The 13,961-nt window shown below is 59.9% G+C and carries 15 protein-coding genes and 1 pseudogene; 9 read left to right on the top strand and 7 right to left on the bottom strand.

Annotated elements, in window-relative coordinates; all coding sequences use genetic code 11:
* Positions 1-576, bottom strand: a 576-nt coding sequence (locus tag GSQ94_RS14450; RefSeq protein WP_371417524.1) for an anti-sigma factor, incomplete at its 3' end; no start/stop codon positions are given.
* Between the two features lie 100 nt (positions 577-676).
* Positions 677-1,468 (bottom strand): RNA polymerase sigma factor, encoded by a 792-nt coding sequence (locus GSQ94_RS14445; RefSeq protein ID WP_158944569.1) that lies wholly within the window; start codon positions 1,466-1,468, stop codon positions 677-679.
* 391 nt (positions 1,469-1,859) lie between these two features.
* Between GSQ94_RS14445 and GSQ94_RS14440 the strand changes: the two genes are divergently transcribed.
* On the top strand, positions 1,860-2,543 hold the full coding sequence (locus GSQ94_RS14440) for a ribonuclease HI family protein (protein WP_158944568.1): 684 nt from the start codon (positions 1,860-1,862) through the stop codon (positions 2,541-2,543).
* A gap of 66 nt (positions 2,544-2,609) precedes the next feature.
* Here GSQ94_RS14440 and GSQ94_RS14435 read toward each other — a convergent pair whose 3' ends face one another.
* Entirely contained in the window at positions 2,610-3,074 is a 465-nt protein-coding gene (locus tag GSQ94_RS14435) for a hypothetical protein (RefSeq protein ID WP_158944567.1), read from the bottom strand.
* A 98-nt stretch (positions 3,075-3,172) separates the two neighbouring features.
* Positions 3,173-3,640 (bottom strand): GatB/YqeY domain-containing protein, encoded by a 468-nt coding sequence (locus tag GSQ94_RS14430; RefSeq protein WP_158944566.1) that lies wholly within the window; start codon positions 3,638-3,640, stop codon positions 3,173-3,175.
* A gap of 170 nt (positions 3,641-3,810) precedes the next feature.
* On the opposite strand from GSQ94_RS14430, the gene GSQ94_RS14425 reads away from it, so the two are divergent.
* Entirely contained in the window at positions 3,811-5,010 is a 1,200-nt protein-coding gene (locus tag GSQ94_RS14425; RefSeq protein WP_158944565.1) for an alanine--glyoxylate aminotransferase family protein, read from the top strand.
* Between the two features lie 81 nt (positions 5,011-5,091).
* Here the strand turns inward: GSQ94_RS14425 and GSQ94_RS14420 are convergent, their stop codons facing one another.
* Positions 5,092-6,237: a ScyD/ScyE family protein gene (locus tag GSQ94_RS14420; RefSeq protein WP_158944564.1), complete on the bottom strand. Its 1,146-nt coding sequence runs from the start codon at positions 6,235-6,237 to the stop codon at positions 5,092-5,094.
* Between the two features lie 295 nt (positions 6,238-6,532).
* Between GSQ94_RS14420 and GSQ94_RS14415 the strand changes: the two genes are divergently transcribed.
* The 6 genes and pseudogenes from GSQ94_RS14415 to GSQ94_RS21460 form a co-directional block, all read left to right on the top strand.
* Positions 6,533-7,297: a glutaminyl-peptide cyclotransferase gene (locus GSQ94_RS14415; protein ID WP_158944563.1), complete on the top strand. Its 765-nt coding sequence runs from the start codon at positions 6,533-6,535 to the stop codon at positions 7,295-7,297.
* A 34-nt stretch (positions 7,298-7,331) separates the two neighbouring features.
* Positions 7,332-7,727, top strand: coding sequence for a hypothetical protein (locus tag GSQ94_RS14410; protein WP_158944562.1), 396 nt, complete (start codon positions 7,332-7,334; stop codon positions 7,725-7,727).
* Positions 7,728-7,758: 31 nt separating this feature from the next.
* On the top strand, positions 7,759-8,925 hold the full coding sequence (locus tag GSQ94_RS14405) for a glutathionylspermidine synthase family protein (protein ID WP_158944561.1): 1,167 nt from the start codon (positions 7,759-7,761) through the stop codon (positions 8,923-8,925).
* Between the two features lie 140 nt (positions 8,926-9,065).
* Positions 9,066-10,688 (top strand): phosphoglycerate dehydrogenase, encoded by a 1,623-nt coding sequence (gene serA, locus GSQ94_RS14400; protein ID WP_158944560.1) that lies wholly within the window; start codon positions 9,066-9,068, stop codon positions 10,686-10,688.
* Between the two features lie 75 nt (positions 10,689-10,763).
* Positions 10,764-11,027 (top strand): type II toxin-antitoxin system ParD family antitoxin, encoded by a 264-nt coding sequence (locus GSQ94_RS14395; RefSeq protein WP_158944559.1) that lies wholly within the window; start codon positions 10,764-10,766, stop codon positions 11,025-11,027.
* 354 nt (positions 11,028-11,381) lie between these two features.
* Positions 11,382-11,474, top strand: a pseudogene (locus GSQ94_RS21460) (FmdB family zinc ribbon protein); the annotation flags it as partial.
* Between the two features lie 74 nt (positions 11,475-11,548).
* Here GSQ94_RS21460 and GSQ94_RS21455 read toward each other — a convergent pair.
* The gene (locus tag GSQ94_RS21455) at positions 11,549-11,794 is read right to left on the bottom strand and encodes a hypothetical protein (protein WP_254063911.1); all 246 of its coding nucleotides are present in this window, start codon (positions 11,792-11,794) and stop codon (positions 11,549-11,551) included.
* A gap of 198 nt (positions 11,795-11,992) precedes the next feature.
* Between GSQ94_RS21455 and GSQ94_RS14385 the strand changes: the two genes are divergently transcribed.
* Positions 11,993-13,390: an APC family permease gene (locus GSQ94_RS14385; RefSeq protein ID WP_158944557.1), complete on the top strand. Its 1,398-nt coding sequence runs from the start codon at positions 11,993-11,995 to the stop codon at positions 13,388-13,390.
* On the opposite strand, the gene GSQ94_RS14380 is transcribed toward GSQ94_RS14385, so the two are convergent.
* Positions 13,380-13,934, bottom strand: coding sequence for a DUF2199 domain-containing protein (locus GSQ94_RS14380; RefSeq protein WP_158944556.1), 555 nt, complete (start codon positions 13,932-13,934; stop codon positions 13,380-13,382). The genes GSQ94_RS14385 and GSQ94_RS14380 overlap by 11 nt on opposite strands.
* Positions 13,935-13,961 lie beyond the last annotated feature (27 nt).

Below are 13,961 nucleotides of genomic sequence, written 5' to 3'. Positions count from 1 at the left end.
GTTCGTCCCCACCATCAGCAGGTTCCGAATCACCGGGCTATCGAGCGAACCTTCCATCGTCTCAGGAATCACTCTGTTGTAGCTCACCTGCACCAGCTCCGAGTTCGGCGTCTGCGTGATCCCGGTCACGTTCGCGATAACGCCCTTTTCGATGCCTCCATCCGAACCAGTGACAATCACGGGAGGCTTCTCTTTCAGCGAGTGCGCAAGCTCGTAACGCAAGGTAAAGTTGCCTGCTAGAAATCCAACCCCCAAGAGCAGTGTCGCCAACGCCGGCGCGCTCTGCACATGCCCAAGCCACCGAAAGAAGTTCGTTCTCAACCGCGTAAGAAACCCATGCGGCGGAATCATATCCAGTTCATCGTCAAGTCGCATCCGCGACTGCGCCAACAGATTTGGCGAAGGCTCCAGCACCGGGAGCAAGGCCAGTCGCTCTTCAAAGAGCCTAACCGCCTCCAACTCCGCCTGGCACCCCTCGCACTCCATCAGATGTTGTTCCAGCCCCCCAGCAAGCTCATCGGGCAGCTCGCCGTAGTTCAGTAAAACGATGCAGTCTTTTGCGCTCTCACAATTCATTGTCCTACCTCAGCCAGCCTCAAATTTTGCTTGTTCTTGTGGGCTCTGACTGCGCCCTTGCCCTATCGTTTGCAACAAACTTCCACAACTCTTGCCGGCGTTACCGCAACTCCGCCAGATTAGCCCGCAGCTTTCGCGTGGCCCGGAACAGAGTGTTCTTCGCCGTCTCTTCCGTCGTGCTCAACATCTCGCCGATGGTCCGCAGCTTCAGCCCCTGGTAGTGCTTCAGCTCGAAGACCGTTCGCTCTCGCGGCGTCAGCTTGCCCAAAGCTTCGCTGATCCGCTCGCTCATTACCTTCCGGTCCAGCTCACGTCCCGGGTTAGCCATAGCCCGGTCGTCCGTGATGTTAGCCATCAGGTCCATCTCATCGCCACTGGCATCCAGCACTGTCGCCGGGTCTTCCCTGCGGCTCTTTCGCCTCCGCAGCTGGTCCAGGCAAAGGTTCGTAACAATCCGGTAAAGCCACGTATAAAAGCTGCACTCGAACCGGAAGTTTCCCAGGTGGCGGTACGCCTTGATAAAGGCCTCTTGGTGGACATCTTGCGCATCCTGCTCATTTCCAAGCATATGCAGCGCCAGTCGAAGCACAGACTGGTCGTATCGCCGGACGAGCGCATCGAAAGCGGTTCGCTGGCCCTTCTGCGCCTCCCGAATCAGCTCATCGTCTTCGGTACGCTGTTGCGCCCGCGCATCGAGCTGCGCCTGCGTCAGCTTGCCGCCATTCCTGGTTCCGGGTTGGGCCGCTGCCTTTGCCATCGCTGGCAACGATTCTACAGCGGTTGCGCCCAACAGTCCTGCGGCAAACGGGCTGATGTGACGTTTTCGGAGCCCCAAAGCAAGCGGTGAAGACAACTCACCGCCAGGATTCAATCCAGCGACCTCTGCATTCATCGTTCTGACTCCGGAGTCAGGAAATCGAGTACACCCCAATAGACCCCCAAACTACTAAAAGGTGAGCATCACCGGATCCCACAAAAGGAGCAGCCCAACCCATAACGCTTGCCCTCTCGATCAAAGGTGGCGCACTTGGCCGCCGCAGTGGTAGTTGCTACTCCACCCAACCAGATAACGTTCGTCATCTCGACCTAAGCAGCGTTTTGCCGCATGGGGAGCTGTTACCCCACCAACCCATAACGCTCGTCATCTCGACCGAAGGCGGCGCACTTGACCGCCGCAATGGAGAGACCCCGTATTTCGTCTTTGCCTCAGTCATAGTTCAGGCCGTCTCGATCCACACGCCCTGCCGAAGTCACTTGGCCCCACCATCCGGTAAACTCACCCAATGCCTCCCCGCCAGACCTCTGCTCCTAATCTCTTCTCTGACACCCCCATCTCTGCCCCCTCTACTCCCCAACAGGCAGATTGGATCAACGCCCACTGCGACGGCGGAGCCCGTGGCAATCCCGGGCCCTCCGGCTACGGCGCTCTCATTCAAGACGACAAAGGCACAGTTCTCGCGGAACTCAGCGAATTCCTCGGCATGCGCACCAACAACTACGCCGAGTACTCTGGCCTGCTCGGCTGCCTGCAGTACGCGCTCGATCACAATCATCCGCGCCTTCGCGTCGTCTCGGACTCGGAGCTGATGGTCAAGCAGATTCAGGGCAAATACAAGGTCAACTCCCCCGATCTCAAACCGCTCTGGCAGGAGGCGAAGAACCGCATCGCCAGACTCCAAGCCTTCGAGATCTCTCACGCCCTCCGCCACAAAAACAAGGACGCCGACCGCCTCGCCAACGAAGCCATGGACCGCGGCATGCGCCGAAGCCCAGCCACTGGCTCAAGCACCAGCCAGTCCGCGCCACCGATCAAAGCCAACCCGTACCCAGCCAAATCCGAAGCCCCACCCAACCCCTACGCCAAGGCGGACACCATGCTTCGCGGCTTCACCAAAGACGGCTCCATCCACCTCCTGGGCGGCGCCACCCTCCCCGACGGCATCTTCGTCAAAATCATCCGCGAATAACCCGTACGGCGAATTGGCTTATCAATCGAGAAGATAAAGAAGCCTAACGGCAGCTCTGGATCACAATCACAGCCGATGAAAAGTGTGCCAATGCGATATCTGCTCCACCGCAACTAGAGCGAGCGTAGCCAGCGATAGCACAAACTGCACTCGTTCCATCCTCTTCTTCCGAGGCGTCAACAGCTTCTGACGCCACTGCGCGGCCGGACGGCTCCGCAGATGCCGCACATGCAACAGCACCGTCAGGTTCAACAACGCTCCCACCAGCGCCAGCACCACCATGGGCACTCGAATCCAGTCCGTGTGCAATCGATCCCACTGCTCTCCTGCCCCGACAACACTGGCCAGCGCCCCCACGCCGATCAGCAGACGCAGACCATCCAGTGCAACGAAGAAGCTGCAGACGCTTTGCAGCACTGCAAACACCAGACTTGACCATGCAATGACACCCTGAGTCTTCCCCGTTTCGCTCGGCAACACGCGCGACAAAACCCCGTCCGATTCGCCCAGCTTTACAGGAGCAGACATCATCAAAGAGAACTCCTTAGGAAAAATTGATCCACTCCTTTAGTTGTTGGAGACGATTCTTACACGCTCTTCAGCCGTCGGTCTCGATCGAGACAGAACTTTTACTTCGCCAGCTCCGCCTTCACCATCTCACTGACCAACTTCCCATCCGCTCGCAATCCATCTGCTGCAATCCTCTGCTGCACCACCTTCATCACCGCGCCCATCTCCTTCGGCGTCGGCTTGATCCCACCCTCAGACATCGTGTGAATCGCTCCCTGCACCACCCCGCGAATCACGTCCTCCCCCGCAGCCTGCGGCAGATAGCCTTCAATCATCCCGATCTCCGTCTGCTCCTTCGCCGCCAGCTCCGGCCGCCCGCCCTTGGTAAACGACTCCACCGACTCCCTCCGCTGCTTGATCAGCGTCGTCAGAATCTGCGACTCCTCGGCATCGGTCAACTTCTCGCGCTTGTCGATCTCTTTATTCCTCAGTGCCGACTTCACCATCCGCAGCGTCGTCAACCTGTGCTCGTCCTTGGCTTTCATCGCCACCACAATATCCGTCTGAATCTTCTCGCCAATCGTCATCGCATCTCCATCCAATCAATCCCTCATTATAAGGAAACGCAGCAATCCACCATCCGCGCCGAGCATCGCGAGGCCCAGAGAAATCTACTCACCGAAAAGGTATACAAGTCACGAAGTGACCGCCCCACGCGCAGTGGGCCCGTCCGGCAGGACCCCGCTACAATAAACCCATGATCCGCAAAACGCGCCTCTTCACCCCTGGTCCGACCCCTCTCCTCCCCGCCGCCCAGTTCGCCATGGCTGCGGCTGATATCCACCACCGCACTCCCGAGTTTCGCGCGATGTATACCCGCGTCCTCTCCCAGCTCAAAGAGTTCGTCGGCACCAAAAACGACGTCATCATCCTCTCCAGCTCCGGCTCAGGAGCCATGGAAGCCTCCGTCTCCAATCTCACCTCCCCCGGCGACCGCGTCCTCGTCCTCACCGCCGGCAAGTTCGGCGAGCGCTGGACCGGCATCACCAAAGCCTTCGGCTGCCACGTCGACGTCGTCAGCGCCCCCTACGGCAGCACCTTCTCCCTCGACGAAGTCAAAGCCAACCTCCACCTCGAAACCCGTGCCGTCTTCGTTCAGGCCACCGAGTCCTCCACCGGCGTCCGCCACGACATCGAAGCCATCGCCAAGCTCCTCAAATCCGAAAACTCCGAAGCTCTCCTCATCGTCGACGGCATCACCGGCCTCGGCACCTCGCACCTCGACATGGACGCCTGGGGCATCGACGTCCTCATCGGCGGCTCACAAAAAGCCGTCATGATTCCCCCCGGCCTCAGCTACCTCGCCGTCAGCGCCCGCGCCTGGGATCGTATGGAATCCACCTACAACCCGCGCTACTACTTCGACCTCCGCAAGGAGCGTAAGAACGCCGCCAAGGGCGAATCTGCCTACACGCCGTCAGTAGCCCTCATCGCCGCTCTGGGCGCAGCGTTGAACTACATCGCCGCACAAGCCGGCACACCCGAAAAACCCGAAGGCGACCTAGCCGAAGGCCGCAAGAAGTTAGTCGACAACGCGATCACCTGCGCCGCCATGACCCGCGCCGCAGCCACCGCACTCGGCCTCAAACTCTTCGCGCCCGTAGGCTACGAAGCCGCAGCCGCCACCGCCATCGTAGCCCCCGAAGGCAGCGACTCCGGCACCTTAGTCAAGGGCCTCAAATCCCAATTCGGCGCCATCGTCACCGACGGCCAGGGCGAGATGAAGGGCCAGCTCTTCCGCATCGCCCACATCGGCTTCTTCGACTACATGGACACCATCGCCATCCTCGGTGCCCTCGAGCAAGTCATCCACAAAACCAAGTTCCCCGCCCCCAACTTTGAGTTCGGCAAAGGCCTCATCGCAGCCCAAACCTTCTTCGCCGAACACGCCAAATGACCGCCGCACCACAGACGTACCAGGTTTGAGAAAAAGGCAAGTCCGGGACCAACCCCGGGCTTGCCTTTTTTCAGCTAATCACTACTGCACAGCCGGCACCTCGATCCGCAGAATCTGCCCCGGCGTTCCTTGCGGAGCTGCCCCAAGGTTCGACACGTACAGCCGTCCATCCGGCCCGAACGTCATGCCCGTCGGCACTGCCAGCCCGGTCACCACGTCCTGAATGACCCCCGAGCGTGCAACCCTTACAACCTTCCCTGCGCCCGGCGTCGGATTTCCTGCGGCATCCGAGAGCTCCAGCACATACAGCAATCCATCCGGCCCGATCTTCATCGAAACGATCGTCGTAAACCCAGCCATCGAACTCACAACGTTCCAGTTCGAAAATGATTCCTGTGTCCCGGGAAATCCTGGCAGCGGATTCTGAATCGAGACACCTCTCGCCACCGTCATCACCTTCGCCCACTGTGGATCTATCGGGAACAGATTCAGATTGCCTACGTACAGCACGCCTTGCTCCACCACCAGTGAAGTCGGCACAATGTGGCCCTGCGACGCTGAAATATCGATCACCTGGCTCACCCTGCCACCACTGGCAACCGAAAAAATCTGTCCATGGTTCGGCTCCACGGTAAGCAGGCTACCGTTCGAGCTGATGAGGCCATACCATGATCCATCCGGCTCAAAGTCATCCGGGCTCGTAATCTTCGCCGGAAACTCAACGAGCGCATGACTCAGATTTACAACCGTCTTCCAGCTCCCGTCCTTCAGACTCACTTCAAGCAATGCATTCGGGAAGGCCGTGTTTCCGTGCGAACATCCTCCTCCCGCCGTTACGGCATACAGGTTTCCGTTCTGAAACACTACGTCCGCAACCCCCAACACATCACCCATGATGTCCACCGCCGAGGGAAGTCCGCTGCTGAGCGTCGTCCTGGTCCCGCTCGTATCGATCTTCGAGATCCGCGCAGTCAATCCTCCCTTATAAGGTCCAATGTTCGGCACCTGCATGCACGTCTTGGGTGAAGTAAGCACGGTCCCGCCCAGCCCGGCTTCCGCGACGTAAAGAGTCCCATCGCTTCCAAACGCCAGTCCCCTCGGCCCCTGCAGCCCCGAAGCATACAACGTTGCGTTCGCCGGCAGCTGCGCCAGCATCTGAACTCCCGACAGGCCGCTCGCAACAACAGCGGCACACAAGAACGACGAAGCAAATCTAGCTCTCTTCATGGAAATCTCCTCAGTTGAAATCGCAGTAAGCGCGCACAAAGGCCGGTCTTCCAGCCTTGCGCCATTTGTCTGGTAGTAGGGCCCGGGGCCTGCGAAAGGGGCGTACTGCCATGCCCGGGCATCTGCGCTTCAAGACTGAGACCGTCGAAAGGGTCGCAGTCTGAGACGTGCGCCTCTCAGCGGGGACGATACTATACCCGGCCTGCTCGTCTTGTCACCCCAAAATGCTGACAAGCTCGGTTGTTCAGATAATTAGGATTCGACGAGGAATGTAAACTCTGCGAGAGTCAGCCCGATGCTTCCTAAAACATTGATCCAGTCCGCACTCCTCCTGATGCTCGCCATCCCAGGCTTCGCAGCTCCCATCTACAGCTACAAAGTCATCGCAAAATACCCTCACTCCACCGGCAGCTACACCGAAGGCTTCTTCTACCTCAACGGCCTCTTCTATGAAGGCATCGGCCTGAACGGTCACTCCGGCATCGTCGTCACGCAGCCCGAGACCGGCACCCCCGTACAGCAGTTCGATCTACCGTCGCAGTACTTCGGCGAAGGGATCATCGACTGGGGACCGAACCTCCTCCAATGGACCTGGCAATCACACACCGGCTTCGTACTGGATCGGTTCTCTCTCCGCATCGTGAGCCAGTTCCACTACGATGGCGAAGGCTGGGGCATCACCCGCACCAACAAAGAACTCATCACCAGTGACGGCACCGCCACCCTCCGCTTCCGCAATCCCGCCACCTTCGCCGAGACCCACCACATCATCGTCAAAGACGGCCACAAAACCATCGACCAGCTCAACGAGCTCGAGTACATCAAAGGCGAGATCTACGCCAACATCTGGCACACCGACCGCATCGCCCGCATCTCGCCCACCGACGGCCACATCATCGCTTGGATCGACCTCACAGGTCTCCTCCCCGCCGACCAGCGCGTCAACGACGAATCCGTCCTGAACGGCATCGCCTACGATCCAAAGAGAGACCGCCTCTTCGTCACCGGCAAGCAGTGGCCCACCATCTTCGAGATCAAAATCGCGCCCACATCGAAGTAGTCCCTGCTACTCTTTCAACGACACCGGAGCCACCATGCGCCGCTCAAACCAAGTCGCCGCTCCACTCCTCGCAGCCGCTGCCCTCTCCATGCTCACCGGCTGCAAGCCCCAGATGCAGCGCTGCGTCGATGAGCAGAACCACGTCGTCGACGACAGCCTCTGCGCTAACCTCCCCAACCAGCAGGGAGCGCAGCAATACCCCTCAAACAGCCCACACTTCTTTCTGCCATACCGCTATTACTATGGAGGCTGGGGTGGCTACGGCCTCGGCAGCGTAGTCGGCGGTGGCAGTTACGCCCCATCCTTCGGTCGCAGCTACGCCACCCGCTCCGGCATCACCACTCGCGGAGGCTTCGGCAACTCCTTCTCCGAAGGCGGCAGCCATAGCACCGGTTCAAGCAGCGCCCACGGCGGTAGCGCAGGCGAATAACTCGTAGCGACACACCAGACTCAGGAGTTCCATGCAGCGCATCACCCTTACCCCTCGCGACAACTGGCAGCAGAAAGTCGAATCCGTCGGTCTCACCTTCCACACTCTTGAAAACGGCACGCCCTACTGGGACGAGTCCGCCGCCTACAGCTTCACCGCCGCCGAGATCGACACCCTGGAAGCCGCCGGCAACAAGCTTCAGGAGATGTGCCTCGCAGCCGCCCAGCACATCATCGATGAGAAGCGTTACGCCGAACTCGACATCCCCGACTTCGCCATCGAAGCCATCGAATGGGCCTGGAACAACGAACCTCCCGCTCTCTACGGACGCTTCGATCTAAGCTGGGCAGGCGCGCAATCCGGCAACGCTCCCAAGCTCCTCGAGTACAACGCCGACACCCCCACCTCACTCCTCGAAGCCTCCGTCATCCAGTGGCACTGGCTCAAGGACATGCCGTCGTCTCTCGTCTCTGCCAAGCCAGACCAGTTCAACTCCATCCACGAAAAGCTCATCGCCAAGTGGAAAGACATCGACCCCTACCTCTCCAAGCCCATCTACTTCGCGGCATTAGATAACGCGGAGGACCAGCTCACCGTCACCTACCTTCGCGACACCGCGCAGCAAGCCAGCCTCGAAACCCTCCAGATGTTCATGAACGAGATCGGCTGGAACGACGAGCAGCAGCTCTTCCTCGATCCCGATGAGCAGCCCATGTTCTCCATCTTCAAGCTCTACCCTTGGGAGGCCATGCTTCAGGAGGAGTTCGCCCCACACGCCATCGATACCTACCCCAGCACCCGCTGGATCGAGCCGATCTGGAAGATACTCCTTTCCAACAAAGGCATCCTGCCCATCCTCTGGCAGCTCTACCCCAACCACGAGCTGCTGCTCGAATCTCACTTCGCCGACGCCCGCAACGCAACCCAGCTCCGCAACTATGTACGCAAGCCCCTCATGTCCCGCGAAGGCGCCAACATCACTCTCGTCCGCGAAGGCACAAACATCGCCACCACACCCGGCCCCTACAACGGCAAACAAATCGTGCAAGCCCTCGCCCCCGACGCCGTCTTCGACCATCGCCACACCGTCCTAGGCCTATGGATGATCGACCAGGACTGCTGCGGCCTCGGCGTCCGCGAGTCCTTCAACCCCATCACCGACAATCTCAGCTCCTTCGTCCCCCACTTCTTCGTCTGAGCCGCTCCACCGGCTACCATTTCTCGCTCCGCACCTCCCCAAGTACACTGGTAACTGGCAACATCCTTCATCTTCACCGTCCCAAACCGCCGAATGCGGCCACCTTGCTTCGCGCAAAAAGAAAAGGAACCAGAGGATTCATGAAGATTGTTATCGCCGAAAAAGTCTCTCCCGCCACCCTCGCCGTCTTCCAACAAGAACCAGGCTGGCAGATCGTCACCCCCGACCAGATCAAAAACGGCCTCGCCGCCGAGCTAGCCGATGCCGACGCTCTCGTCGTACGCTCCGCCGTCCAGGCCGACGCCAAGCTCCTCGAATCCGCCCCTAAACTCCGCGTCATCGGCCGCGCCGGCGTAGGCGTGGACAACATCGACACCGACGCCGCCACCCATCGCGGCATCGTCGTCATGAACACCCCCGGCGCCAACGCCGTCGCCGTCGCCGAGCTCACTCTCGGCCTCATGATCTCTCTCGCCCGCTCCATTCCCCGCGCCAACGCCACCATGCACGCCGGCAAATGGGATAAGAAATCCCTCCAGGGCCAGGAGCTCCGCGGAAAAACCCTCGGCATCGTCGGCCTCGGTCGCATCGGCCTCGAAGTCGCCCGCCGCGCCGCCAGCTTCGGCATGGAGATCATCGGCTACGATCCCTTCGTCGCCCCAGTCATCGCCCGCGAAAACAACGTTACCCTCGTCCCCATCGACGACATCTTCAAAGAGTCCGACTACCTTACCCTCCACGTCGGCCTCACCACCCAGACCGAAGGCCTGATCAACGCGACCTCCATCAAGATCATGAAGAAGGGCATCCGCATCATCAACTGCGCCCGCGGCGAACTCATCGTCGAACAGGCCCTCGCCGACGCCATCAAATCCGGCCACGTCGGCGGCGCAGCCCTTGACGTCTTCCACCAGGAGCCGCTCAAAGACTCGCCCTTCTACAACCTCGACAACGTCCTCCTCTCCCCGCACATCGCCGGAGCCACAGACGAAGCGCAGGAGGCCATCGGCATCCAGCTCGCCATGCAGGTTCGCGACTACCTCAAACTCGGCGTCGTCCAAAATGCCGTCAACCTTCCCTCGCTCTCGCACGAGGAGTACAAAGAGGTCGCTCCGTACATCGAGATGGCCGAACGCCTCGGCCAGTTCCTCTCGCACGCCACCCCGGGCAACTTGGAAAACATCCAGCTCACCTACACCGGACGCATCGCCTCCGGCAAAACCGACCTCATCCGCAACGCCGCCATCGCAGGCATCTTCTCGGGAACAGACGGAGGCAGCACCGCCAACCGTATCAACGCCGCCGCCATCGCAGCCGAGCGCGGCATCCGCATCCAGGAAGATAAAAAGGAGTTCACCACCGGTGGCGCCGGTTCCACCCTCAAGATCGTGCTCCACTCCTCCGACGGAGACGCCAGCGCCTCCGCCACCGTCCTCCACGGCACCTCGCCCCGCCTGCTCACCTACGATGGCATCGACATCGAAGCCCCGCTCCACGGCACCCTCGTCTCCATCCGCAACCACGACGTCCCTGGAGTCGTCGGCCGCATCGGCACCATCCTAGGCGAGCACGGCGTCAACATCGCCAACTTCGCACTCGGCCGCGCACACTCCAGTCAGAGCCATCGCGTTCCACAAGGTCAGGCACTCGCGGTCGTCCAGATCGACGTCCCAAAAGCCGCATCCGCCGCATCCGCCATCGATGCCCTGCGCAAGGTCGAAGCCATCGCCAGCGTCCGCCTCGTCGAACTAGGCAAACTCTAACCCGCTTCCTATCAACATCATTTAAGCCGATTGGCAATCTTTGCCAATCGGCGTATCTTTTTTTCAGGAGGAGTCATGCCTACTCGTAACGTCAACCTTACTCAGGAACTCGACAGCTTCATCACCGCGAAGATCGAAAATGGTCGGTATGAGAACGCCAGTGAGGTTGTTCGCGCTGCACTGCGAAATCTCGAGCGCGAAGAAAAAGAGTACGACGCAAAGCTGGCCGCCCTCAACAAAGCTCTCGACGAAGGAGATGCCAGCGGCGTCGCAGAAGGCGACGTCTTCGCCGATGTGCGGAGACGGTTAAGTCTTCCGCCAAGAAAACATCGCTCGTGACCTTTTCTTATTCCGCTCAGGCCACATCGGACCTCTTAGGCATTGGTCAATACACTCTAGAAAGATGGGGAAAGGTTCAAGTGAGCCACTACCTCGATCAAATCGAGGACTGCTGTCTCTTACTCTCTAACAATCCGTAGTTAGGTCGACTTCACGCGCCATCTCATCCTGGCCTACGCCGCATGGAATAGGGCAGTCACATTCTCTTCTACCGCCAAACTGCTTACGGCATCTTGATCACGCGCATCCTCCATCGAAGAATGCTTCCCGATCGGCAACCTCTCGGCGAACCGGAAACCATGTAGAGCCGCGAGACAGTAAACTAGTGTTAGCAACACAAATAGACAGGAACCCATGCCGCTCTACGAATACGAATGCACCACCTGCCACAAGCACACCGAAAAAATCCAGAAGTTCTCTGACCCGGAGATCACCATCTGTCCGCACTGCGGCGGACACCTCGAGCGTGTCATCTCCGCCCCTGCCGTCAGCTTCAAAGGCGGCGGCTGGTACGCCGACGGCTACGGCAACGCCAAGCCAAAGTCTTCAAGCGACAGCAATAGCTCAGGATCAAGCAGTGATTCTAAGACCGGCGACTCAAAATCAAGTTCGGATTCAAAGTCGAGTTCGGATTCAAAGTCCGGCTCTGATTCGAATTCGCAGTCCAGCTCCGACAGCTCATCCAGCAAGGCCGCCTCTGCGCCTGCCTCCGCTCCAGCAGCATCGACCTCGAGTTCGTCCTCCGCTTCCAGCTCATCCTCAGACAAGAAGTAGCGAGACAAGAGATAGCCGCGCGAGGGCGGCTATCCCGCCTGCCACAAACCTTCCCCTTCGCACACCAGCGATCTTCGACTATGCTCTGACTAACTCCTTCCGTCATTGAGCGAACTGCCCTGCACTCAGCAGCTTTGAAAGATCTGCACTCGTATCTGCTCCACATCCAGCGCAACAGGAGACCCGTCCCCATGGAGCAAGCACTCGCCCCAGTCGATGAAGCCCCCGTACTCGCTCCCCCCGGACTGCGCGCAAACATACTCTCGCCCATGGAGACGCTCGCTCAATCCATCTCCACCATCGCTCCCACCACCACTCCCACCATGACCATTCCTCTGGTCTTCGTCCTCGCCGGCAACGGAACCTGGCTCGCCTATCTCTTCGCCACCGCTGCCGTCCTGCTCATCGCCCTCTGCATCAGCCGCTTCGCCCGATACACCTCCTGCTCAGGCTCCCTCTACACCTACGCCACCTCGTCACTACCGCCTGTGGTCAGCGGTATCGCCGGCTGGGCGCTCCTTCTCGCTTACATAGCAACCGGAGCCTCAGTCGCAGGTGGCTTCATCAACTACGCCAACGTCTTTCTCCTCTCCCTTAGCGGAAGATCCTCTCCAACCGCCCTCCTCGCAATCCTCTGCGTCGGCGTCTCGACCTTCATCGCCTACCGCGACGTGCAGGTCTCCGCCCGCCTCATGCTCTGGATCGAGGCCATCTCCGTCGCACTCATCGCCATCGTCCTCGCCCTCCTACTCTGGCGCAACGGCCTCCACATCGACCACGCCCAGCTCCATCTCCAGGGAGTCACAGCCTCCGGAGTGCGTCTCGGCGTCGTCCTCGCCCTCTTCAGCTTCGTCGGCTTCGAAAGCGCCACCACCCTCGGTGCCGAAGCCGCAAACCCGCTCCGCACCATCCCTCGCGCGGTCATCCAGAGCGCCATCTTCACTGGCCTCTTCTTCATCCTCTGCGCCTACCTCGAAACCCTCGGCATGCACGCCGCGCATCAGAACCTCGGACAATCCACCGCTCCCATGCGCGTCCTCGCCGATCTCGCAGGCGTCACCGTCCTCGGCCCCTTCATCGACTTCGGCGCTCTCGTCAGCATGTTCGCCTGTACCCTCGCCTGCACCACCGCTGCCGCCCGCGTCCTCATGCGCATGGGCCACAACGGCCTCGTTCACCGCCAACTCGGCATCGCCCATCACAAGAACGCCACTCCAGGCTCAGCCGTCCTCGTCTCAGGCCTTCTCACAGCTCTCCCTGTAACTGTCCTCGCCCTTCGTGGCGTGGCAGGCTCCGACATCTACGGATGGATGGGCTCTCTCGCCGTCTACGGCTTCCTCACCACGTACGGCCTAGCCGCCTTGGCGCTGCCCCTCTACCTCAAGCGCAACCACCAACTCGCAAAGGCACCGCTCATTCTCTCCATCGCAGCCATCTTCGCGATCCTGCTTGCACTGGCTGGAACGCTCTACCCAGTTCCGGACCACCCCTACAACTGGCTCCCCTACGTCTACCTCGCGTATATCCTCTGCGGCATAGCGTGGCTCGCAATTGCGAGGCAACAAAAAGGTATAAAAGTCACGAAGTGACCGCCGTCCGCGCAGGACGCCCGTTCTGCAGGACAGGATGCAGCATCATCTCCGCAATTGCCTCCACCCGCTCCATCGTGATCCCGTCCCTCTGCTCCACGGCCAGCGGATGATCCTGATCCACAACGCGAAACTGCGGACGCTGTCCCACTGGCTGCGTCTGCACACTCACTTCAAGATTGTATGTATCGCCAAACACCGGTAGCTGCGTATTCAACCAACCAGGAAACGCCGCCTCCTGCTCGCGTCCTTCGACGGTCCAAAGCTCATTGGTCCTCACAAAGCTCTTCGGGCTAACCTCAGCCCAGATCCCCCACACAAACGGCTCTTCAAGTCCAATCACCGGCACGAGAATGCGCCCACGAAGATAAAAATCTCTCCCATCGATCACGCACTGATCCGGAGTAATTACCACCCGCTGGTCCAGCTCCTCCACCGGAATCGCCGCGGCAGCCATCGGAGCCTTCACGCTGTAGCTCAACGAAAGAACATGCCGCTCGCCGCAGACACGACACCCAAACCCACTCTGTACCTCAGTACTCATCTACCTATCTTTTCACATCGAACGACG

The sequence above is a fragment of the Granulicella sp. S190 genome (assembly GCF_009766095.1).
In the GTDB taxonomy this organism is placed as follows: domain Bacteria; phylum Acidobacteriota; class Terriglobia; order Terriglobales; family Acidobacteriaceae; genus Edaphobacter.
This window is presented reverse-complemented; position numbering and strand designations above follow the sequence as displayed.